Origin of the sequence: Serratia sp. (in: enterobacteria), from assembly GCF_051654945.1 — a bacterium.
GTDB lineage: Bacteria > Pseudomonadota > Gammaproteobacteria > Enterobacterales > Enterobacteriaceae > Chania.
Window position 1 is genome coordinate 589,095 of record NZ_JBOFZA010000118.1, and the last position, 21,644, is coordinate 610,738.

Sequence of the window (21,644 nt, forward strand, 5' to 3'; positions counted from 1 at the left end):
ATACGACACCTATTCTATTTTATACGTGAGCATCAAAGAAATTACTCTGGTTTAACTTTATCAATTACCATTAACTTGGAACTGATTCCAGATCACATATTGGCTCAAGTTCATCAATTACTGGCATTTCAACACGTAAATCAATAAATCGCCCTTCAGGGATATCAATCGGTGTACCATCCGGCATCTCAATAAAGATCGGCTGCTTTTGCTGGCCAACCTCTCCACTATCCATAGCCTCGATATTACGCGCTGGATATGGGCCGGTGTCATACGTACGATGATACGTACGGATCTCGATATCACCATCTGGTAAAACTTTGGGTTCTACCCATACTAACGGGCGTTTGTTGTCATCAACCGGGATTTCGATGCCGTTTCCAGCGCCGCCCCAGGCCCCGTCAGCATTAAAGCCACGAACGCCGGACACACGATAAACCCCCTTGCCGATACGTTCAGTGGTAACACCTTGGCTTTGGTCATTCAGTTCGCTCTCACCGGTACCGAAAAGTTTAACGATTGGTGAAGCTGCTTTAATAAAGCCGTTAGCATCTACAGTTGTGTTCCCACTGTGCCGTAAGGATAACCATGATGAGAGAGTACCATTTGGCGCTCTTACTTGCGTTCTCAGATCTACAGTTGCCGAGCCCATGGCCCATGCCATTTTAAAACGGGATGCTCCATCATACCCACCCATGACACCAGCCCATGCGCTCGCACTTGGCGCACCTGAAGTATTCGCATTAAAACGGAAAAATTGGTTAACACCTGCAGCAGTATTATCCGTTACTGTTTGCGAAGTTGAACCTCCAATCCCACCATCTCCAGCCTTTAGAACTGACTGAGATCCTACCTTGATGTCATTAAGCGCATAAACGATGCCAGAACGAGCACTGACAGAGAAAACGGGTTTTCCTCTTTCAACTCCTTCAGCCAATCCATCTTCTGATGTAGGGACAACAGCAAAACCAAATGGAGTTCCGATATTTACCGTATTCGGGGTTCCAGAAGATATTCCCCCGGTATTTGGCCCCCTAAAAATCACAGGTAATCCGCCGAGATCAGGAACTGATGCCGCTGTATTATATGCCGTATTAAATGTCAGACCGTTAGACAAGGAAACAAAGCCATCAGTTCTAAAAGTAGCTGAGTTTGCCACGCCATTCCATCGAATATTTAACTGCCCTGTGTCTGTCTGCGCATAAATAGAACTTTTTTCAACATTAGATTGATCACGAAAACGCAACAAGAGATTAGACGTACTTGCACTCGCTTGCATATGCTGATCGCCAACAGACGTTAAGGCTCCTTTAGTTGTTATATTCCCTGTTGAACCAATTATGGTTAGAATATCAGCTGTTGTACCATCAGAGTTCCAAAAGTTAAAACCTCCCGGGCGAGTCCCTTTGTGGTTCATAAATTCAGTTGCACCGTCTGCATAGCCAGGTGTTGCTTGCATTCGATTCCAACCTACCCAAGCACCTTGCGCACGAGGTAAAAAACCAGGCGAAGTACTAAGAGACACCCCCATCGGCTGGCTAAATGATACAGATCCGGCTACATGTTGATTAGCCGTTGATGACCTAGATAGATAGTCTGACTGGATCTTCGCCAACGTCGGCACAGTCAATTTTGTGCCGTCATCCTTGGTAAAGATCATATCCCCTGAACCAGTGAACCAGCTCACCGTATCATTGCGGCTACCTTGGAAGAAGGTCAGCATTCCCGCAAAGCGGGCAGAGAACTGACTGATATCACCCTCGTAGGTGGTAATAATGGCGTAGCTCTGCCCGTTGGCCGTTGAACCTGCATAGTTGCTGTTCAGAGTCAGCGAGGTATTGCTATTAACCTGTTTAACTTCATACAGCTTATTATCAGGGGCCAATAAAATCATACCTGGCATTACGCCAAATTTGGCATCTGCCCACGTAGTGCCAGTTCCGGTTACAGTTGCGTTATTGGCGGTTAAATTAATAGTACCTGTTTTATACCACATAGAATTACGCTCCTCTTAATAAAGCAAAAAAAATATTTAGCAAATAATTATTTACTTATTGAAGTCTTAATTTCGTTACAATGTAAAATCCAACGTTCAGTTTTTTCTGGAAGTGCCATCCCATTCTCTTTAAGCTTTTTTACAACTTCCAAAATAGCATCCAGTTGATCACCCACATCCATATATACCTTACGCCGTTCCTCTTTATAGTCTTTTCTCGCCGTTAATTTCATAGTCAACAATCACCTCAAATCGTTTAGCTGGAAATGGATTAGATGAAATCCTATAGTTACCGGTATGTTTAAAATTAATTTCTACATCAGTTCCGTCTGAGACATACTCTTGCTGATCGATAAGGAAAACCGTGCCCTTAGGTACACCCTTTAACCTTCCATTATCAAACCTGATTAAATCAGGCCGTGCAGTTTTATTATGATTAAGAAAATAGAATTCCTCGCCGTCAATATGGCCATCATAAAAAAACCATTTATTGAATTGCGCGGTTAGTTCTGCATCACATCGACGGCATGTGGCAAATTGTCTAATCAATCCATTACCATCATAGAACGTGAATTTCTCACTCATCGCATAGCCCCCCACACGGCTAATGTCGCCTTATTTAAAACCACATCCTTCCACGCCCACCATTTTATGGTAAACCGATGTACGCCAGCATTGGCATAGGTTGTCGCCATCATGACAGGGCTATCATTAGGGGCTCCAGCAGAAAAATCAGCAACCTGGCTACCATTCAAATAGAGCATCGCCCTCGTATGTCGCTCAGTATTAAAGTAACTTTGCCTTAATGCCGCCACCATAATCAATTGGGCACCGTAGTCCAACGAAATCACACCATCAATAATGGTATATTCAGTATCGTTAGCATATGCCCCCCCTTGCCACTCAAATGCCGCAGGTACGATAACTGAATTACCTTTTATTCTTAACGTATCTACTTGAGCATCACCAATTTTGGCCGTGGTTATTGCTGCGTTACTGATTTTCGCATTAGTAATCGTCCCATCTGCAATAAACGCCGAGTTAATAAACGTCTGGCCATTTTGCACGGCAAAAGGAACTGCCACATTCCCTTCGTCTTTGGTTACCAAGGCAAATCGGTCAGCCCGCACCAGGAATTGTCGATTCCCTGCGTCATCCACCCCCAATGCCAAGCCGGCAACGCTGCTTTCCCCCTTCTTGCTGGTTTCAACTTTTACTGACCAGGTTGCCGATACCTTGCCATCCAAAGTAGCCTGCGCAGAACTCACCTGCTGGACCGCAGCCTTGTTATCACCCACCGCCGTATTCAATAGCTTGATATCGTTAGCCGTTGCCGATTGGTTATCGGTCACGGTTTTCGACAGCGAGATAATGGCCGAAGCATTGTCACCGGTGGCGGATTGCAAAGCACCGATTTGCTGAGCCGTCGCACTATTGCTATCGGTCAGCGTTTGGCTCAGGGAGGTAAGCGAAGCCTCATTCATCCCTGTTCGGCTGGTCAGATCGCTTATCAACTTGGCTTGGGCACTGTCCGTATCCACCAGCACCTGCAGTTGCTGATTGAGTTGGGCATTGTTGTCCCCAACGGAGCCTGCGAGCGCGGTCACCTGCTGGGATAACGCCTTGTCGGCTTCCGCACGTACCGTCAGTTCCGTCATCAAACGCGCATCAACATCACCAAAGCTCGCCCGTAATTCGGTGATCTGCTGCGCTTGGGCGCGCTGATCGTCCGCCATCACGTTTTGCTGAGTTTTGATCGATGCGGTGACGACATCATTGCTGATAACGTCTTCAGCCTGCTTTAACGACTGCTCAATATCCGCCTTGGCGATGGCCTCTAAAGAGCTGCTGAGCGTGGCCTGCGAACCGGCCGAGTCGCTCTGCGCCTGCTTCAGTTCACCGATCGCTGAGCTGTTCTCGCCTGATGTTGCCGTCAGTGAACCAATTTGCTCCGCCATAGCCGAGTCTTGATTGGCCAGCGTCTGTAACCGTTCATTGATGGCCGCCGCATTTTGCCCAACGGTAGAATCCAGCGAGTTCAATTGCCGGGAAAGCGCTTCATCCGCCGTAGCCCGTGCCTGCGATTCAGTGGCAATCGCGGCTTGATTCTCGCCACTGGCCGCTGCCAGCCCCGTGATGAGCGAGGCTTGCGCACTGCCGCTGTCTACCAGCGCCTGCAAACGCTGATTCACCTCGGCCTGATTGCTGCCGACATCTGCGCTAAGGTGGTCAAAGCGTTGCGACAACGCGCCAGTCTCGCTGGCTCTGGTGGTGATCTCCTGCTGCAATTGCGCAGATACGTCACCAAAGTTCGCATCCAACTGCGTGATCTGCTGAGCCTGCGCCTGCTGCCGATCGGCGAAAACGGTTTGTGCCGTAGTTAGCCGGGCGCTACTTTCGTCCAAACGTTGGACATCATTATCCTGCTTGAGCGCCTGTTCGATATTCGCCTTAGCCGTAGCCTCCAAAGCCTGTTGCAGGCTAGCCGTGCTGCTTTCGGCATCGGTTTGCGCCAGTCCAAGACGGGTGATGGCGGCCGCATTGTCCTGGCCGGTAGCCTGGATCACATCAACCCGCTGGCTTAACGCACCGTCGGCATCGGCTCGGGATTTCGCCTCTGCCTGAATAGCCGCGCTGTTGCTGCCCGCGCTGGCTTGCAACCCGGAAATCTGCTGAGCCTGGGCCGAATCGGTCGCCGCCAACGTTTTCAGTTGCTGGGTGACCTCTGCACGGTTCTCGCTAAATTCAGAAGTCAGCCCGCTGAGCTGCTGGCCCTGCGTTTTCTGCTGATCGGCCAGTGCCTCAGTTTTCTGCGTGACCTGCGAATTAACCTTATCCTGCTCAAGCTTGTTGGCACCGATCGTCTTGGCATTGGCGGAGACGTTGGACTCTACTTTAGCCAGTGCCGAATCAGCATCGGCCTGCGCCTGCTCCAGCTTGATAATCAAACCCTGCTGATTATCCGCCGTGGCTTTAACCGAGCTGATATCCTTGGCCAACGCCCCATCGGCATCAACACGCGCCGCTTTCTCCTGCGCGATTTGCGCGGCGTTCCCGTCAGCCTTGGCAATCACCACGTCAAGCTTGCTGGCTAACTGCTGGTCGCCATCCTGCAATTGGGTGATTTGCGAAACGACCTCGGCTATAGCCGCGTTGGTGCCACCGGTAAGAGCATCGACCTTGGCTTGCAGTTCAGCATCCGCACGCACCAGGTTGGCTCGAGTGCTGTCAATTTCCCCACGGGCGTCCTTGATGTCGCTATTCAGCGCCTCTTGGGCCTGCGAGAGGTTTTGGCGGTTATGCTCGATGGTCAGGCTATTTTCGATGGCGGCTTTGCCCAGCTGCGTCAAATCCTGTTGCAGCACCTCGACGGCATTGCTCAGATCGGCATTCCTGCCGGCCAGCTCGGCGTTAACCTTGTTCAGCGCCGCTTGCAGGGTGTCGACATCTCCTTGCAGCGCGTCCCTGTTCGCCTCGATATCGGCCTGCGCCTGGGCAATTTTCTCGGCCAGATCCTGGACGTTCTGATCCGAAGGCAGGCTGTTGATCTTCTCCAACAGATCTTTGCCCAGTTCGGTTTCGGTAATGCTTTGCGCGATTTGTGCCAGCACCACGTCCGCGCTATCCGAGGCCATCCCACGTACAAACTCACTCCAATCGGACTGGTTGCCGGTTTTGTCGGTGAATGCCGCACGGAAGTACAACACCTGCCCGGCACGCAGTCCCTGCATGTCATAGCGATGCTGTGGGTAAGGCACGTCGGCCAGCAAGCGTTCGTCGGCGAAATCTGGCCGGGTGGCTACCGTCAGGGTGGTTTTCAGGCCGTCGGCAGAGTTCTGGCCAAATCGCCAGGACAGCTGGATGCCGAACACCACGTCCTTGGTTGCCGTCAACGAGATAATAGTGGGTGGTGAACCGGCTTTCCCTGCCAGATAGCTCGGTTCGGCGTGGCCCCACTGCGAGGAAACGCCCACCGCATTCACCGCTCGTACCCGTACGTCGTAGTTACCGGCATAAATACCGTTAACATCGAACCCCAGCGAAGGCGTTGATCCTACGTTCACCCAGTTGCCATTATCTTTGCGCCACTGGGCCTCATAGTTCACCGCACCGGCAACAGCACGCCACTGCACACGCATCGAGGCAACGTTAATCCCCTGGCTGACGTAGTCGTAACGCGAGATGACGATGTTCGCCGGAGCAGGCATCGCTCCTGGTGGCGTGACGGTGATCGGCGGCGTATCCAGGCGAACGCCGTTATCGATAAACTCGTATTTATCCGGATCGTGCTCAACGGCGTTAATGGCGAAAGTGCCGTCATCGTTGGACTGTACCGACACCACGCGGAACTGCTGGATCGCCAGGCTGTCGGAATCAATACTCCAGACCGCTTCAGCCTCAGGCTGCTGGCGGAACGGAGCGGTCAGCGTTACGGTCAGCTTATCCGCGGCAATACTGGCGATGGTGCGAGTTTGTGCCGTGCCGTCCGGCAGATTGACGATCAGGCGATCGCCCTTGCCAAAGGTCACCTCACGATCCAGCACCACCACGCGATCCTGCGCGGAATGGATGCGCCCACCGTTAGCCTTGCCTGCCAGCATGGCATCCGCAATACCGATGATGCGCGCAGGCAACGGAATATTGCCGTCCAGGCCAACGGTAAAGCTGACGGTACGATCTTTGGCGTTACTCAGGATCGCCCAACGCCCACGGCGGTGAGCCTCTGTCCGCCGCGTGCAACCGATGGCAGTGATTTCGGTCTGATTGACGCCGTAGCGCTTCACCAGTTCGTTGTCGTAAGCCGCTTCCACTGCGTCAGCGTAATGGTTGGCCGGATCCCCCCATTTCACCAATGCCGAGGTATAGCGATTTTTGTAAGAACCAGATGCATAGGCAAATTCGCCACCGATGACGTTAGCCCGCGAATAGACGAAATCCACATCGCGTGGCATGTCAGCATAGGCAAACAGCTGGTCGTTGCCCCAGTAGGTGATGCCGCGGAAGATGGCGGCGATATCGCGTAATACGGTATAGGCATCCTGCTGCGACTGGATATATACGTCGCACATAAAACGCGGCTCTTTACCTCCGCCCCCTAAGCCATCATCAATCTGCTGATCGCAATACTGCGCAATGCTGTACAGCCCCCATTTGTCGATCTCGGCGGCGGTGATCCGATTGCCTAAGCCATAATTCTTGTCCAGCGCAATGTCATAAAACACCCAGGCCGGGTTGTTGCTCCAGGCCCACTTGAAGCTGCCATCCCAATTGCCGCTATAGGTCCGCGCCAGCGGATCGTAGTTGGCCGGTACGCGGATGATTTTACCCTTCGGCTTGAGCGTAATTTTTGGCACTGAACTGAACTGCTGGGCATCGAACTCGATAAACAGCAAGGCGGTGTTGGGATAGCGGAACTTGGCGTCCACGATCTCGGTGTAGGTCTGGATCTGGGTGGTGTTTACCAGCTTGCTGCTGGTTGAGTCTGGGGTCATGCGCTTGATGCGCAGCGTCCAGCTAGTGCTCGCTTTCGGCAAATTAATCCGGTGATCGCGTTCGTACAGGCTGGTGGTTTTGCCCTTTAACGTGCCGGTGACCACGGTTTTATAGGCTCCGCCGTCAGTAGAAAGCTCGATCAGATATTCCACCTGCGAGCCGTTCATATCCCCGTTATCTTCCTGCTGGAACAGCGCCGGGAAACCCATGCGAATGCGTAGCGCATCGATATCGGTATTGGTGAGCGTCTTGGTCCAGACGTTGGTGGTGGTCAGCTTGACGTTGACCGGCGTCTCAGACTCCACATCCGGCATACCCTGGATATAGTCCTGAGTCTGGGTACCGTTACGTACCTCCCATTTCAGGCCGGTAAAGTTTTCGCTGCCGTCGGGATTATGTACCGGGGTGCCATCGAGCAAGATGCGTGTGCCGTCCAACTCACCGGCAATCTCCCCTTCGGACAGCGCCAGCAGGATTTTGATTTTAGCGTTGGACTGCAAATCATCGGGGGATTCAACCGGCGTATGCGCCGATCCACCACCGCCCTTGCGCCCATGAATAAGTATCTTTGTCATATTGCGCCCATAAAAAAAGGTCGCGAATGCGACCTGGAGAAAATTGCCCTAAAGGGAGTTATTGCTGATTTTCGGCGTAGATACCGGCAGAAATTACCGCACCACCGATTTCCCGTTCGCCGTACAACACCGGCACCGGGTAGCCCTGCGCCGTGGTGTTGACCGGTGAACCGAAGGCATAGGACGGCTTGTTTTCTACCGACTGGGAAGAGGACATGCCGAAGTTGGGCTGTGGTGTCATCAGTTGCATTACACCGCCTAGTACCATCGTTGAACCCAACAGGGTTAAGTTGGTAACGGCCGCGACGGCGGAGGCACTGAGCGTCGCTGTCGCTCCCGAGGCACCAAGAGCACCACTCCACGCACCCAACGACCAACCTGCGGTATAGAATGCCCCGACCAACGCCGCCACGCCGATCACGATCTGGAACATCCCACCGTTTTTACTCCCGGCAATCACCGGCATAATGCGAATATCAGCACTGCCTTTAGAGGTGGCAAACTCGGCCAGGCCGATATTTTGCGGGCCATTGAAGAAGGCAAACTGCACGCCGTCCTTATGGGCATTCATCATGAATTTCTCAAAGCCGGGCAGCGTAATACACAGCGCGCGCAGCGCTTCGCGCGTATCCGCCACCACCAGCCGATGAGTTTTGCCGAACTTTTTGCCCAGTTGGCCGCCCAACCGGATCAGTCTTGTTGTTTGCATCATAGAAGCTCCTTCCTGCGGACTACTCGTACCGTCCGCTCCTGAAAATATCCGCTGTAGGGATAACGCTGGCTGAGCTGGCCGAACAGGTGATGCAGCATCATATCGTCACCCAGATAGATGCCCGCGTGGTTGGTGACCGGGGCCGAAACCTGCATCATGATCATGTCGCCCGCGCGCATCGGCCCCTGAAACTCCCGGAACCCTTCGTCGTACCAGTGATCGTCATACAGGCGGGTTTTGCCGTCGATCCACCATTCGTGTTCCACCGAGTAATCGTTCAGCGCGATACCGTGTTCCTGGCGATAGTAATCGCGGATCAATGACCAGCAGTCGGCATGACCCAACAGCCAACTACGCCCCACCAACGGGCGCTCACCGCGTGGCACCACCTCGGTATAATCCCCTTCGGGCCAAGAGAGAATGCCCCAGACAATGCCCGAATGATCGCACTGTAGGCGATCCATCTCTGAAGGGATCAGTACGGGCACATCAGGGTGGCTGTGGATGATGCGAATGATCTCGCCGTGATCTTCCGCCAGCGCGTAGTCCTGTGGCGAAATAACAAAGTTATCCAACGCGTTTTCCGCTACATTGCGGCAAGGTAGATAGCGTGCCTTACGTCCGTTCTGCACCACAAAACCGCAGGACTCATTGGGATATTCCGCTGCGGCATGCTCACAGATGGCCTGCATGATGTCAGCCTGCATCATTACCTCCCTAGCAGGTTGGAGCCTGGGAAGCCACCAAAGGACAGGGGTTGCGCATCGCCAAAGCGTTTTTTACATGAGGACACCCGGCCGCCACAGACGTCCAACGCCGGATCGTCGATCGGTTTGTCGTCCTTATCAAAGCTGGCGCTGCCGCTGTAATCACAACCTCTGCCGCTGCGGTACCAGCCCCGGATGCACCAGGTGCAAAGCCCGTGAATTTGCCGTGATGGCAGTTGCTGGCCTTGCAGATCGAACGGCGTACAGAGCTGGAATTCCACCACGCTGTTGGTTTCGGTGCTTTTGCTGTCGATATAGAACACCTGCACCCGCTCCTGCGAAGCGTCCGCAAGGGCATTTCCCGCGGGGAAATTGACCGCATCCAGGTATTTGGCAAAGGTGTCATGCACCCGCACTTTTGCCTGCACCATATCGTTGAAGGTCAGGCACAGCGAGGTCACCAGATTGCTGAGGTTGGCAACGCTGAGCCTCGGTGTTGGCTGCGAACCGTCACTGGTTGCCGCCAGACCGGTGATCTCGTAGGGATAGGCTTCGTACTCGTTGCCCTGCCACCAGATCGACTTCGGTTTCAGCCGCTGGGCATCGTTGCCTGCCGCCGCGATCTCGGCCTGCGTGTGGGGAATATTGTGCGCATGGAAACGCATGATGGCCGCGCCAAAGGCGGTACCATCAATTTCGATCAGCTGGATCGCCTCCCCTGGCACCAACTTTTGCACTTCACTGTTAAATGACATGATTGCACCTATACGCCGAAGGCTTGTTCAAAGGCAAAACTCAACGCTTCCACATTGCGCGCAATCGGCGTGACAGAAATCGAATCCGACTTGACGCGAAATAGCGCTTTCTTGCCGTTGGGCGGCGTCCAGAAAAAGGCCACCAGAACGTGTTGATTTAAAAAGGTCAGCATCGACTGCGTCACGGCAGGATGGCCGGTATAGGCCAACTGCCACTGCTGTACCGCCTGGTTCAGGCCATTGCTGCTGACCTGTTTATAGCCGTCGCCAAACTGCGCACTTCTGACGTTATGGGCAAAGTTGCCGGTAGGCGAGGCCTGCGTTTGCCATTGGAAAGTATCGATAAGCATAAAAACTCCGAGCAGTAATAACCGCCAGTCACCGTATGGCCCCCTCACCCTAACCCTCTCCCACAGGGAGAGGGGACTGACCGTGCTACAAGTGAGCTTCTGTACCTGACCACAGCACCGCAGCAGCTCCCTCTCCTTTTTGGGGAGAGGGTTGGGGTGAGGGGGAGATAAGGAGAAACTAGTCAGGGTTGGAGCCAGACTGCGGTTGTTACTATTGATGATTTAAAAGGGAATTCAGCGAGCCCCTGAAGCATTCCAGATCAGGCCGCCCGGTTTGAGCTCTTTGCCCAGGCGTTCGGTGATCGCCTGATTGACGATGCCCTGCACCAGTTTGCCCATGCCGCCACCGGCAGAAGAGCCATTGGCCGCATTTGATGGGCCGTCATTGTTCATTACCACGGTGCTGTTAACCGTAATTCCGCCGCCCTGCTCTGCCGCCAAGCCGTACATCGGGGCTTTGTTGCCTACCAGCCCGCCATCTGCGTAACCACGCATCATGGCGTAGAGATTGCCAACGCCGATACGCTGGGTCGCTTCTTTGGTCATCACGAATTCACCACGGTGCACTACACCCGCCTGATCGTATTTGCCGCCGTCGCCGGTATAGCCACCTGAATCAAACGATAAGTTGTCGTATGTGCCCAAAGAGAAGGCGTTATTTGCCGATCCTGCGTCCGCTGCGGGACTGAACGCCCCCTTGATCCATCCCATCGCTGCTTGTATGGCATAAGCCACCAGCATTTGGTTAATGACCTGGACAATCATGGTGATCATCGACGTGCTAAACTCCTTAAAGTTGGCTTTACCGGTCGTCACCAATTCGGTCAAATTGTCAGAAAATCCTTTGTGGAACGCTTGGCCAATGATATTGAGCTCTTTATAACCATCGGTGACGCTTGCGAAATACTCATCCCAGCTTTTCAAATCACCGTTCAACTTCTCTTTGGTGGAGTCACCTGTTGCTGCTCCGCCCTCAGCCTCCGCCAAAGCAGTTGCATCGGCTCCACTCGCTGGCATTTTGGCAGCATTTTCCGTAGCCGTTTTATTAGGATCCGCCGCAGGGAAAAAGGTTGAATCGATCCATTTCACCGCCTTATCAACCGCAAACCCGCTAATAATTTTGCTGAATAGCCCGGCGGACATCTGCAAAATAGAAGAGGAAAAGGTGTGGAAGCTAAATCGGCCGGTGGTCATCAATCGGGTGAGGATTTCAGTCAATCCTTCATGGCTGGCTTTCGCCACCTGCACCACCGCAGCAGAAATATCGGTCGCGGTTTCCACATAGCTCTGCCAGCTTTTTCTAGCGGCCTCTGCCTGTTTATCTGAAATATAGTCACTCAGCAAACCAGGTTCTTTTTTCGGTTCGGCTTTAAGTTCATAATCCGGCAATCGACGCAATGATTTACGGATATTTTCTTGTCTGATCCTATCCCCATTGATTGTTTTCGTTAAATCATGCAACGCCGAAACCAATAGCATTCCACCAGGGCTGGAACTCTCAGTAGTATTCCGGATCCCAAGTTTAAATAACTCGCCCGTCGCTTTCATCGTGGTAGTGGCAGCCACAAAGTTGCGTGCAACAAGAGATAAATCTTTATTGTTCTGCTGCATCTCCTTGATGTTCTGACGCAGCAACATAGAATCTGAGTTAGCCATACGGCCCTCCGACCAGCTCAGCGCTGGTGCAAGTAGTTATTTACTGTGAATGATCTTAAGTGCTGCGTTTTCCATTACGCGAATATCACTGAACGCGCTTGCCTCATCGCTCACGCCATAAAGCGTCATCAGCCAGGGCAGGCAGTTATAATCCAACCCGCTGACGCCCTGCATACCTATGCGCCACTGCGTTCCCATGGCCTGAAAAACCTGAAACGCCGGCCAGATATCGGGCCAGATTTCAACGATCACCGGATCATAATCGGCAACGCTCAGGCCAAAGGCGCCGAGATCTTCAATGGCGGGCTCTGGCGTATAGAACGCTTCGGCAAGCGCTATCAGTTTTTTCCGCGTGCGGCCATCAGTTCGCGGGTAAACAGGGTGGCAATGGAATCAAACGCCCGCGGGTAGTTGTCCAACAGCACCAACATGTTTTCGCGATTGAATTCGTCAGGCAGAGCCCAGCCCGCGCAGATTTCCAACAAGAAATCCGCCATCGGCTCATTGCTGTAAATACCCGTTTCACTCTGGTGATCCAGGGTTTCGCGCAAGGACTTTTCCAACTGCTCAAGCTGGGTACGTTTTTTATGTTTAAACGTAAAATTCAGAACGCCATCTTCTTCCCCCGGGCGTGGAACGGCGACATCCGCCTTAAAGGTCGGGTTTGGATTTAATTTAAATTCAACCATGATTTCCTCGTTTACAGGTGTTAACTGATCCCTATTAGCCCCTCGGGCAACCCAGCCTGAGGGGGAAATAGACGGGTTTAAGCAGTCACTTTATAGAACGTCATATCGCAAGACTGCACCGCCAGCGCCACCTGCACGGTTTCCACCTGGTTTACCGCAGTGGTTGGCTGCGGATCAAAAGCCGGCACCGCAGACCAGTAGCGCAGCTCCTTGGCTTTCGGCACATGCATATAGAACGCCAGCGTAACGCCATTGCGATCGGCATCCTGCAGCAGGCTGTAGATCGGCTGGGAAGCATCGTGCGCAAAGGTAAAGGTCTGCGTTTTGGCCGCCTTGAAGGTAGCCAGGTTGCGCTGACGATCGTCTTCCAGGAACTGCACCTGCACGTATTGCTGATCGCCGCCGGACTGTGCGACCTCGGTAATCTGAGGGATTTGCGTCCAGCTGGAAATCTTCTGCAAGGAGCCTTTGCCGCCACCGGCCGGGAAGAAGCTCACGTCGGTGGTATTAATCGCGCCAATGGTGACACTGGTATCCACCTGAGCGGTGATCTTGGCCACCAGGCTGTCGATCAGGCCCCAGCCGGAGCGCACCAACACGATGTCACCCACTTTCAGAGTGTGGCCGGTGGCCACGGTAAATACGGCGCCGTTAGCATTGCTGACTGCGGTGGTGACTACGCCCGGTGCTGTTGCCGCGCCAGCAAATACGGTGGCGCCATTTGGTAATGCAAAACCCATGGTAATTCTCCAATTTCAGATATAAAAAAACCGCCGGATGGCGGTGGGGTTGATTTGCCGGAAAATATTTTCCCAGCGATGTTGACTACTCTATTGTAGCGTTAATACCCGGCCCAATAACCGATGGTAACCGGCAGGGTATATAATTCATCTTTGGCAATCGCCGGCAGGATATTCCCGCCAACATTGACGTAACAGTTAAACGCCTCATCCGCCAGCACCAATCCTCTGGGGAATAAGGTGATAATCTCCTCCGCCAGTTGGTAGCCCGTTTTCGCGCCAGCGCCTTTTTTGATCACAATATTAATCTGGTAATTCCCGCTGTAGGTCTGTACCTCTTGGGAAATACCTAGCGCCACCGCAGGCTCGGGAGCAATAAACGGTTCCAGATGCAGGTCGTCTTGCTCCGTAAAGTTCACATTAGCCAAGGTGTATTTAATATTATTCTCATCTGCCCAGGCTGTTAACCTGGATTCAAATAACTCATTGATACGCAAGGTGCTCATAGCGCCTCCAGATTTAACCCTATTGATAAGAGTGCATCACCTTGGGTTAAACCAGTAATAGCACTCTAGCTGATATATTTCGTAGCGAGAAGCCTATTTCTTAAAAATATTTTTATCAACTGCGAAACGCAATAACCACGCTATCAATTTACTAGATAAAACTCGTAGCGAATACATTTTTATTAAATTATTTTTTGTCATTAATTTAAAATAACAAAACCACCCCGCATTGCGGGGTAGTAATTAATACAATTTTAAATGTCGTTATTTTTATTATCGTTAACTATTTATCTATCCATTTCCAAACGAATATTCTGACTGACCAGACACCCCTCAATAAAGCTTTCTGCTACCTGCATCTGCTGCCTGACCCGGCCTTCCGAACATTTCCAGCCGCGAGCAATAGCGGATTTGGACTGACCATAAACGTAATAACGCAAGATCAGCTCCAACTCCTCCGGCTGGCGTATGGCTTGCAGGTGAGCCACCGCGCGATCCACCACCAAGCCATCCTCATCACAGCAAGAAGCCTGCTGTTTAGTGCTACCCGGCAGCAGCCCTTTAAAACCGGCGGCGATATGTGAATATCCCAGAGAAGAGCTTTCCCGTGCCCACACACCCCAACGCCCCAAAACCTGTTGAATGTCCCGCATAAGACCTCCTTATTTTTCTTGGCCCTAGTGTAACCAGACGAGGAAGCACCTCCCATCGAAGGCCGTTGTAGGGAACCTCACAGGACAAGAGGCAATATAGAGGAGGAAAGATTGATGAAAAAGTGGCTGAATTTGTTGGGATAGCAATATTATATGCTATCTAACTCATTGATTACATAGACGGGCGCAGCTTGCAGCGCCCCTTCGTGTAAGCTGGTTGGATCAGATCAAGACATGGCGAACTGCTCAAGCACCTTACCTTCCATACGATAGCGCACCCATTCATCCTGCGGGGCGGCACCAATGCTGAGGTAAAAATCAATCGCGGGCTGGTTCCAGTCCAGCACGCTCCATTCCAGACGCCCACAGCGGCGCTCGCAGGCAAGCTGGGCGATATGACGCAGCAAGGCTTTGCCCGTTCCCGCCCCACGGAACTTGGGCGTGATATACAAATCTTCCAGGTAGATACCGTTCTTGCCCAACCAGGTGGAATAGCTCATAAAGAACACCGCATAACCTGCCGGTTCGCCGTTCACACTACAGATCAGCGCCTCAGCGCAGGCGTTGGGGCCAAACAGGCTCTCCTCGATCTCTGCCTGGTTGGTGCGTACCTCATCGCGGGCTTTTTCATACACGGCCAGTTCAATGATCATATCCAGAATCAACTTGGCATCGGCTTTTACCGCCGGGCGGATTTCAATCGTCATGAGAGTCCCTAAACAGAGTGATTAATCTGCCATCAGCATAATACTTAACCAATTCAGGTACAAACGTCATTTCAACGCGAGCTCAGCCCGCAGTGCCGCTACGCAACAATATTTTCTGCGACCTCCTATACTCAGTGTTTCCCCCAACAGATCAGGAGCAGAGAGATGTCATTTACCGTGGGTGATTTTGTACAGCGTAAGACCGGTGGGCCAAAGATGACCGTTATCGACGAGGACGGAGAGGCGTTGATCTGTAGTTGGGTCGAACTGGGGGTTGAGCAGCGCACCGAAGTGCAGGCCAACGAAGTGAACCTGTATCACGAGGACGATGACTTCGGCGTCTGTTGAAATCCCGTTAATCCCCTTAGGCGGCCTCCCTAGATAAAATGTGAAGTTGATCTACTATTTACCAGGTACAGCGACCTATTTTGGGTAGTGGCAAAGGGGTTAACAATGAGCGAAAGTATAAAAGACGGCACCATTCTGTTGTCCAGAATCTTGCTGATGATCCTGTTTCTTATTTTCGGTTGGATGAAGCTCACCAACTTTGGTGCCACGGTTACGGCGATGGAGGGCTACGGTACGCCGATGCCTTACCTGGCCGCGGTGATCGCCGTGGTAGTGGAGTTCATTTTTGGTATCTTCATCGTGCTGGGGGCCTTCACCCGGCCGATAGCCATCATTTATGCGCTGTATGTGCTGGGCACGGCCTTTATCGGCCACCCGTTCTGGCGCATGAGCGGGGCTGAAATGATCGGCAATGAAATCAACTTCTTTAAAAACATCAGCATTATCGCCGGCCTGCTGCTGCTTGCCGTCACCGGTGCTGGCCGTTACTCTCTGGATTATAAGTGGTTTAAACGCTAACTTTCCCCTATGGCGGCGTCGCAAAACGCCGCCATTTCCTGGCCTTCTAACGGGGTTGCAGACAGTTCTCCTCCTTCCAGCCATAGAGCCATTCCAACGCGCGGTAGAACTCTGCCTGCGATTTGCCCTGCCACAAAAGATTGCGCACCGAGCGCTCGACGCCTTTGGCGTGATATAACCGCCCCATTTCACGGGTAGACCAGACGATACGCGCCGTACGCGGGATACGCACCGACTCATACAACGCAAAAGCGGCCGCAAAGTCTCCGTTGCAATGGGCGATGGCTTCCCCGAGCGTCACGGCATCCTCCAGCGCCATGCAGGCCCCTTGCGCCATATATTGCGCCACCGGGTGCGCGGCATCTCCGACCAATGTCACGCGCTGGTTGCCCCATTGACTCACCGGCTCACGGTCGGCCGTTGCCCACCGACGCCAGGTGGTCGGCTTATCCAACATCTGGCGTGGACGCGGATGAATGCCGGCAAAATAGGACAACACCTCCTCTTTACTGCCATCGGTAACGCCCCACTCTTCCGCCTGGCGGCTGTGGAAGGTCACCACCAGATTATATTGCGCTCCGCCGCGCAGCGGATAATGCACCAGATGACAATGCGGCCCGGCCCACAGCACCGGCGCGTTTATCTGCAAATCCTCTGGCATATCCGCCGCGTCAATCACCGCACGATAAACCACATGTCCGGTCACCCGTGGGCTGTCATTCAACAGTGAGGCGCGCACTACCGACTTCACGCCATCGCATCCCAGCAGGATATCGGCCTGATAGCGGTTGCCCTCGCTATCGAAAACTTCCACATCGTGCGGGTTGATACGGATATCCACCACCTGCGTCGAAGTTTTATAACTCACCAGCGGATTCGCCAGTGCCGCCTGCCAGACCGCATCGTGGATATCGACGCGATGGATCACCGCATAAGGCCCGCCAAAATGCTCGCGGAACGCCTGCCCGGTATCAATACGCACCACTTCATTACCATCGACCGCATCCATCATCGAGATATGATCGGTAAACACCGCGCGCTGACGAGCAACTTGCCCCGCCCCCAGGCTGTCGAGTGCCGAAAAAGCGTTAGGGCCAAGCTGAATGCCAGCCCCAATTTCACCGATCTCATGGGCACGCTCCAGCAGCAACACCTTGATGCCCTGTTTCGCCAAAGACAGCGCCGTAGCTGCGCCACCAATCCCACCTCCGACTACAATTGCCGTTGCCTGTTTGCTCATGATTTTTCCCCAATGTTTGCCCTACGCATTTCCAGCCGCCGTCAGCAGCAGAAAACTTGTAGGGTCTCATTATTGCTTTAAGCCGGGATAACGTCCTGCTGCTGTTCTGGCGCCGCTGCAATAAATGCCGCCAGCGCATTGCAGGCAAGATAAACCCTGGCGCAGCGTGGATAAGCCGACAAATCACATCCCATACGTAACGCATTGGCCCACTGCGGGATCAGGCAGCAATCCGCCAAGGTAGGGGCATGGCCTACGCAATAGTCACCGGAGTCCGCTTTCTCCAGCAGCTTCTCGACGGCAGCCAGCCCCTGCTCAACCCAATGGGCATACCAGGTTTTCTTCTGGGCCTCTGAAATCCCCAGCTCATCGGTCAGATAGCGCAGCACGCGCAAATTGTTGACTGGATGAATATCGCAGCAAATCGCCAGGGCGATCTCCAGCACCGTAGCTCGCGCGCGTTCTTCCTGCGGCAATAGCGGCCGTTGTGGGTAACGGCGATCGAGATAATCAATAATCGCCAGTGACTGACCAAACGCCAGCCCGCTATCATCCACCAGCGCAGGAACCAGCCCAATGGGATTCAACTGTCGATAGGCCGGGTTCAACTGCTCGCCTACGCGGATATTGACGGCTTCACTCTGGTAATCCAGCCCCTTTATCGCCAGGGCTATACGTACCCGATAAGCAGCCGAACTGTTAAAAAAACTGTAGAGCTTCATGCTGGCCCCCTGTCAGGCAATAGTGACCTGGATGGGCGTCAATCCTGCAACTGCGCCGTCGATCCGATCGCCGCGAACCACCGGGCCAACGCCTTCCGGAGTGCCGGTATAAATCAGATCGCCCGGTTGCAGTTCAAAGAAACCGGACAGATAGCTGATGGTTTCCGCCACCGACCAGATCAGGTTACCGATCCCGCTGCGCTGGTGATCCTCACCGTTGACCGTCAACCAAATCTCTGCCTGATCGATATCTTTCACACTGCCTGCCGGATGGATGGCAGCGATCGGGGCAGAATAATCGAAAGCTTTGCCAATCTCCCACGGGCGCCCCATCTTGCGCATCTCCATCTGCCGATCGCGGCGGGTCATATCCAGCCCGGTGGCATAGCCGTAAACATAATCCAGCGCCTGCTCGACCGGAATATCGCTACCACGCTTGCCGATAGCCACCACCAATTCGATTTCGTAATGATAGTTGTCGGTTTGCGCCGGGTACGCCAGCGTCAGGCTTTCCCCATCGGCTACCGGCACTACCGCATCCGCGGGTTTGCAGAAAAAGAATGGCGGTTCACGATCGGGATCAAACCCCATCTCACGCGCATGGGCCGCATAGTTACGGCCAACGCAATACACGCGGTGCACGGGAAACAGGCTGTTGCTACCGACGACGGGAACGGCGGTGATAGCCGGGGGAGTAAACAGATATTGGCTCATAGTGATTTTCCTTTAATGATGTCGTTCAAGTTATCCACGTGCTTCACGCAGCAGCCCAAGCGCTTGCTGAACTGGCCGATCGGAGAAGCTGAACAGCACGCTTTCGCTGTTGGTAACAAAGCTGAGCGGTTGCCAGGAAGGAACGACGAAAATATCTTTGGCGGCATAGGTAAATGTCTGACTGCCGATGGTGACGGTGCCTTCCCCTTCCACCACATGGTAGATCGTGCTGTCCGTAGTACGGATTTTCGCGCTGCTGAATCCGTTGGGTAGTAATTGCAGGAAGGCCGCAATGGTTGGCATCGGCGAACCGCCGGTGGCTGGATTGACATAGCGCAGCTTGATGCCGTCACATTCATCTAACGGGCCATTGCGCAGCAGTTGATCCAGGGCTTCACGGCTGCGGTCATAGCGATAGTTGAAGATCGGCGACGAGTTGCCAACCTGATGGCGCATTGGCAGCATATTGGCCGCATAGCGTGGCTGGTAGTCATTCTCCGGGCGCGTCACCGGCTGCTGTTCCTGTGGGAAGCCTTCGGCGAACGCGCAGCCGAGATAGTTCACCAGCGGCAAATCCAGCCCGTCCAACCACACCACCGGCTGTTCGCCCGGGTTGCCATGATCGTGCCATTGCCACTGCGGGGTCAGGATAAAATCCCCTGGATGCATGGTGGTTCGCTCACCCTCAACGGCGGTAAACGCCCCTTGGCCTTCAACAATAAACCGGAGCGCCGATTGGGTATGGCGGTGGCTGGGCGCGATCTCGCCGGGCATGATCAATTGCAAACCGGCATACAGTGATTGTGTAATGGAGGATTTGCCCCGCAGTGCCGGATTTTCCAGCACCAACACCCGGCGGATCGCCTCTTTGGCGCCAATCAGTTGCCCGCTGCGCAGCAGGAAAGGCCGAATTTGCTGATATTTCCATAATGCGGCCACGCACCCGGCATTAGGTAAGGGGGTAACCAGGTTGTGCAGAGACTCCCACAGCGGCGTGAGATCCATCGCGTCGATTTGCTGATAAAAATCGGCTCGCTGCTGCTTTACTGCCGGTGTCAACTCAGACATCACATGCTCCTTTTGGGTTATCAATACTTCATCCACGGGCGATCTGCGCCTTGGCAATCTGGCGGACACTGCGTACCTGGCTGAACAGCAAGGCCAGTGCGACGGCGGCTAACAAAGCCGGGATGGCGATAAACATGAAAATGGTGGAAAACGAGAGGTTAAACGACAGCATCACCCCACCGCCGAGCGAGCCGAAAATCGCCCCGCAGCGGCCAACGGCGTTGGCCCAACTGATCCCGGTGGCGCGGCACAAGGTTGGATACAGGGAGGCGGACAGTGCATTCAGCCCCACCTGCGAACCGCTGATCCCAATGCCCGTCCCCAGCACCGCAAAGGCCATACCCCACATCGTCCCTTGTGAAAGACTGATCAGTACGATAAACAGTGCGCCGATGGCGTAGCTGGTCGCCAGCACCCAATAGGGATTGCGGCGATCCATCAACTGGCCGATGACGATGGCACCAATCGTGCCGCCAACCTGGAACATGGCGGTGATCCATGAAGCGTGCTGCAAATCGATACCGCTGTTATTGAGCAAGGTTGGCAGCCAACTAGACAGCAGATAGACGATCATCAGGCTCATAAAGAACACGCACCACAGCAATAGCGTGACGGGCAATACACCGCGTTGGAACAAAGCCGATACCGAGCTTTTCACCGCAGGTTGTTCCGGCAGGTAGAACGTGGCATGACGGTAATCTTGCCCAGTGATGTTGTGCAGCATGGCTGCGACCCTATCCGGCCGACGATTACGCAGCACCAGATAGCGGGGGGATTCCGGTAGTGCGAAACACAGCACCACCAGCAAGGCCAGCGGCAGGACGCCACCAATCACCAAAATGCCTTCCCAACCTATCAAGGGGACCAGTTGCGCGCTCACCACCCCACCCAATGCCGAACCGATGGTGAAGCCGCAGAACATCAGCGTCACCAATCCCGCCCTCCGCCGTTTGGGCAAAAACTCCGAGGTCAGGGTGATGGTGTTCGGCATCGCGCCCCCTAATCCCAAGCCGGTCAGAAAACGCAGCCACGTCAGCGTATTCATATCGGGTGAAAAGGCAGACAGCAGGCTCATCAAGCCAAAGAACGCCACGCAAAACTGCATGACCTGCTTACGGCCAAAACGATCTGCCAACGGGCCAAATAGCAGCGCACCGAGCGTCAGGCCGAATAAACCGGCACCGAACAGCGGAGCCAGATGCACCGCATCCAACTGCCACTGCTGGCGAATAGCCGGAGCAATGAAGCCGATGGCGGCGGTATCAAAACCGTCGATGGTGACCACCAAAAAACAACATGCCAGTACACGCCACTGAAACGCCGAGACTGGAGCTGCATCAATTACATCCTGGATATTAAGCCGACAAGTAGGATTCATGACCGATTGCCTCATTGGATATAGGGTCTTTTATTGTTTTTGTGATGCGTGTTGCTAACTTGTTAATACTATGTGGGAGGCTAATGTGAAAAGATAATGGCATTTCCGCCCTGGCG

22 protein-coding genes are annotated in these 21,644 nt (G+C 53.6%); 2 read left to right on the top strand and 20 right to left on the bottom strand.

Annotation, left to right across the window (positions count from 1 at the left end):
* Positions 1-70: 70 nt before the first annotated feature.
* From ACRDCA_RS28115 to ACRDCA_RS28185, 15 genes are all read right to left on the bottom strand, one after another.
* On the bottom strand, positions 71-1,996 hold the full coding sequence (locus tag ACRDCA_RS28115; protein WP_438692436.1) for a hypothetical protein: 1,926 nt from the start codon (positions 1,994-1,996) through the stop codon (positions 71-73).
* Between the two features lie 47 nt (positions 1,997-2,043).
* Positions 2,044-2,229, bottom strand: a complete 186-nt coding sequence (locus ACRDCA_RS28120; RefSeq protein ID WP_438692437.1) for a hypothetical protein — start codon at positions 2,227-2,229, stop codon at positions 2,044-2,046.
* Entirely contained in the window at positions 2,201-2,581 is a 381-nt protein-coding gene (locus ACRDCA_RS28125; RefSeq protein ID WP_438692438.1) for a hypothetical protein, read from the bottom strand. Before ACRDCA_RS28125 ends, ACRDCA_RS28120 begins: the two co-directional genes overlap by 29 nt.
* Positions 2,578-8,064 (bottom strand): TipJ family phage tail tip protein, encoded by a 5,487-nt coding sequence (gene gpJ / locus ACRDCA_RS28130; RefSeq protein WP_438692439.1) that lies wholly within the window; start codon positions 8,062-8,064, stop codon positions 2,578-2,580. The genes ACRDCA_RS28125 and gpJ overlap by 4 nt, the downstream gene beginning before the upstream one ends.
* A 58-nt stretch (positions 8,065-8,122) precedes the next feature.
* The gene (locus ACRDCA_RS28135) at positions 8,123-8,773 is read right to left on the bottom strand and encodes a tail assembly protein (protein WP_438692521.1); all 651 of its coding nucleotides are present in this window, start codon (positions 8,771-8,773) and stop codon (positions 8,123-8,125) included.
* On the bottom strand, positions 8,773-9,483 hold the full coding sequence (locus tag ACRDCA_RS28140) for a C40 family peptidase (protein WP_438692522.1): 711 nt from the start codon (positions 9,481-9,483) through the stop codon (positions 8,773-8,775). Before ACRDCA_RS28140 ends, ACRDCA_RS28135 begins: the two co-directional genes overlap by 1 nt.
* A gap of 2 nt (positions 9,484-9,485) precedes the next feature.
* A complete protein-coding gene (locus tag ACRDCA_RS28145; RefSeq protein ID WP_438692440.1) occupies positions 9,486-10,238 on the bottom strand; it encodes a phage minor tail protein L in 753 nt (250 codons plus the stop codon).
* Positions 10,239-10,246: 8 nt separating this feature from the next.
* Positions 10,247-10,588 carry a phage tail protein gene (locus ACRDCA_RS28150; RefSeq protein WP_438692441.1) on the bottom strand — a complete coding sequence of 114 codons (342 nt, stop codon included), beginning with the start codon at positions 10,586-10,588 and terminating at the stop codon, positions 10,247-10,249.
* 234 nt (positions 10,589-10,822) lie between these two features.
* Entirely contained in the window at positions 10,823-12,244 is a 1,422-nt protein-coding gene (locus ACRDCA_RS28155) for a phage tail tape measure protein (RefSeq protein WP_438692442.1), read from the bottom strand.
* A 36-nt stretch (positions 12,245-12,280) separates the two neighbouring features.
* Positions 12,281-12,583: a DUF1799 domain-containing protein gene (locus tag ACRDCA_RS28160; protein ID WP_438692523.1), complete on the bottom strand. Its 303-nt coding sequence runs from the start codon at positions 12,581-12,583 to the stop codon at positions 12,281-12,283.
* Positions 12,583-12,936: a phage tail assembly chaperone gene (locus tag ACRDCA_RS28165; RefSeq protein WP_438692524.1), complete on the bottom strand. Its 354-nt coding sequence runs from the start codon at positions 12,934-12,936 to the stop codon at positions 12,583-12,585. The genes ACRDCA_RS28160 and ACRDCA_RS28165 overlap by 1 nt, the downstream gene beginning before the upstream one ends.
* Before the next feature lie 74 nt (positions 12,937-13,010).
* Positions 13,011-13,673 carry a phage tail protein gene (locus ACRDCA_RS28170; RefSeq protein ID WP_438692443.1) on the bottom strand — a complete coding sequence of 221 codons (663 nt, stop codon included), beginning with the start codon at positions 13,671-13,673 and terminating at the stop codon, positions 13,011-13,013.
* Between the two features lie 101 nt (positions 13,674-13,774).
* Positions 13,775-14,179, bottom strand: a complete 405-nt coding sequence (locus tag ACRDCA_RS28175; RefSeq protein ID WP_438692444.1) for a phage tail terminator-like protein — start codon at positions 14,177-14,179, stop codon at positions 13,775-13,777.
* A gap of 287 nt (positions 14,180-14,466) precedes the next feature.
* On the bottom strand, positions 14,467-14,832 hold the full coding sequence (locus ACRDCA_RS28180; RefSeq protein WP_025119677.1) for an antiterminator Q family protein: 366 nt from the start codon (positions 14,830-14,832) through the stop codon (positions 14,467-14,469).
* Positions 14,833-15,059: 227 nt separating this feature from the next.
* Positions 15,060-15,539 (bottom strand): GNAT family N-acetyltransferase, encoded by a 480-nt coding sequence (locus ACRDCA_RS28185; RefSeq protein WP_024530931.1) that lies wholly within the window; start codon positions 15,537-15,539, stop codon positions 15,060-15,062.
* Between the two features lie 165 nt (positions 15,540-15,704).
* Between ACRDCA_RS28185 and ACRDCA_RS28190 the strand changes: the two genes are divergently transcribed.
* Positions 15,705-15,887 carry a YodC family protein gene (locus ACRDCA_RS28190; RefSeq protein ID WP_438692445.1) on the top strand — a complete coding sequence of 61 codons (183 nt, stop codon included), beginning with the start codon at positions 15,705-15,707 and terminating at the stop codon, positions 15,885-15,887.
* Positions 15,888-15,992: 105 nt separating this feature from the next.
* Positions 15,993-16,406: a DoxX family protein gene (locus ACRDCA_RS28195; protein ID WP_438692446.1), complete on the top strand. Its 414-nt coding sequence runs from the start codon at positions 15,993-15,995 to the stop codon at positions 16,404-16,406.
* A 46-nt stretch (positions 16,407-16,452) separates the two neighbouring features.
* Here the strand turns inward: ACRDCA_RS28195 and ACRDCA_RS28200 are convergent, their stop codons facing one another.
* The 5 genes from ACRDCA_RS28200 to ACRDCA_RS28220 form a co-directional block, all read right to left on the bottom strand.
* Complete coding sequence (locus ACRDCA_RS28200) at positions 16,453-17,646, bottom strand: 3-hydroxybenzoate 6-monooxygenase (RefSeq protein WP_438692447.1); 1,194 nt, start codon at positions 17,644-17,646, stop codon at positions 16,453-16,455.
* Positions 17,647-17,723: 77 nt separating this feature from the next.
* A complete protein-coding gene (gene maiA, locus ACRDCA_RS28205) occupies positions 17,724-18,368 on the bottom strand; it encodes a maleylacetoacetate isomerase (RefSeq protein WP_438692448.1) in 645 nt (214 codons plus the stop codon).
* Between the two features lie 12 nt (positions 18,369-18,380).
* Entirely contained in the window at positions 18,381-19,082 is a 702-nt protein-coding gene (locus ACRDCA_RS28210; protein ID WP_438692449.1) for a fumarylacetoacetate hydrolase family protein, read from the bottom strand.
* Between the two features lie 30 nt (positions 19,083-19,112).
* Positions 19,113-20,150, bottom strand: a complete 1,038-nt coding sequence (gene gtdA, locus ACRDCA_RS28215; protein ID WP_438692450.1) for a gentisate 1,2-dioxygenase — start codon at positions 20,148-20,150, stop codon at positions 19,113-19,115.
* A 28-nt stretch (positions 20,151-20,178) separates the two neighbouring features.
* Positions 20,179-21,528, bottom strand: a complete 1,350-nt coding sequence (locus ACRDCA_RS28220) for an MFS transporter (protein WP_438692451.1) — start codon at positions 21,526-21,528, stop codon at positions 20,179-20,181.
* Positions 21,529-21,644 lie beyond the last annotated feature (116 nt).

Excerpts from the sequence above, each read along its gene's own strand:
- ACRDCA_RS28115 (WP_438692436.1), bottom strand. The coding sequence starts at position 1,996 with ATGTGGTATAAAACAGGTACTATTAATTTAACCGCCAATAACGCAACT.
- ACRDCA_RS28120 (WP_438692437.1), bottom strand. The coding sequence starts at position 2,229 with ATGAAATTAACGGCGAGAAAAGACTATAAAGAGGAACGGCGTAAGGTA.
- ACRDCA_RS28125 (WP_438692438.1), bottom strand. The coding sequence starts at position 2,581 with ATGAGTGAGAAATTCACGTTCTATGATGGTAATGGATTGATTAGACAA.
- gpJ (WP_438692439.1), bottom strand. The coding sequence starts at position 8,064 with ATGACAAAGATACTTATTCATGGGCGCAAGGGCGGTGGTGGATCGGCG.
- ACRDCA_RS28135 (WP_438692521.1), bottom strand. The coding sequence starts at position 8,773 with ATGCAAACAACAAGACTGATCCGGTTGGGCGGCCAACTGGGCAAAAAG.
- ACRDCA_RS28140 (WP_438692522.1), bottom strand. The coding sequence starts at position 9,483 with ATGCAGGCTGACATCATGCAGGCCATCTGTGAGCATGCCGCAGCGGAA.
- ACRDCA_RS28145 (WP_438692440.1), bottom strand. The coding sequence starts at position 10,238 with ATGTCATTTAACAGTGAAGTGCAAAAGTTGGTGCCAGGGGAGGCGATC.
- ACRDCA_RS28150 (WP_438692441.1), bottom strand. The coding sequence starts at position 10,588 with ATGCTTATCGATACTTTCCAATGGCAAACGCAGGCCTCGCCTACCGGC.
- ACRDCA_RS28155 (WP_438692442.1), bottom strand. The coding sequence starts at position 12,244 with ATGGCTAACTCAGATTCTATGTTGCTGCGTCAGAACATCAAGGAGATG.
- ACRDCA_RS28170 (WP_438692443.1), bottom strand. The coding sequence starts at position 13,673 with ATGGGTTTTGCATTACCAAATGGCGCCACCGTATTTGCTGGCGCGGCA.
- ACRDCA_RS28175 (WP_438692444.1), bottom strand. The coding sequence starts at position 14,179 with ATGAGCACCTTGCGTATCAATGAGTTATTTGAATCCAGGTTAACAGCC.
- ACRDCA_RS28180 (WP_025119677.1), bottom strand. The coding sequence starts at position 14,832 with ATGCGGGACATTCAACAGGTTTTGGGGCGTTGGGGTGTGTGGGCACGG.
- ACRDCA_RS28185 (WP_024530931.1), bottom strand. The coding sequence starts at position 15,539 with ATGACGATTGAAATCCGCCCGGCGGTAAAAGCCGATGCCAAGTTGATT.
- ACRDCA_RS28190 (WP_438692445.1), top strand. The coding sequence starts at position 15,705 with ATGTCATTTACCGTGGGTGATTTTGTACAGCGTAAGACCGGTGGGCCA.
- ACRDCA_RS28195 (WP_438692446.1), top strand. The coding sequence starts at position 15,993 with ATGAGCGAAAGTATAAAAGACGGCACCATTCTGTTGTCCAGAATCTTG.
- ACRDCA_RS28200 (WP_438692447.1), bottom strand. The coding sequence starts at position 17,646 with ATGAGCAAACAGGCAACGGCAATTGTAGTCGGAGGTGGGATTGGTGGC.
- maiA (WP_438692448.1), bottom strand. The coding sequence starts at position 18,368 with ATGAAGCTCTACAGTTTTTTTAACAGTTCGGCTGCTTATCGGGTACGT.
- ACRDCA_RS28210 (WP_438692449.1), bottom strand. The coding sequence starts at position 19,082 with ATGAGCCAATATCTGTTTACTCCCCCGGCTATCACCGCCGTTCCCGTC.
- gtdA (WP_438692450.1), bottom strand. The coding sequence starts at position 20,150 with ATGTCTGAGTTGACACCGGCAGTAAAGCAGCAGCGAGCCGATTTTTAT.
- ACRDCA_RS28220 (WP_438692451.1), bottom strand. The coding sequence starts at position 21,528 with ATGAATCCTACTTGTCGGCTTAATATCCAGGATGTAATTGATGCAGCT.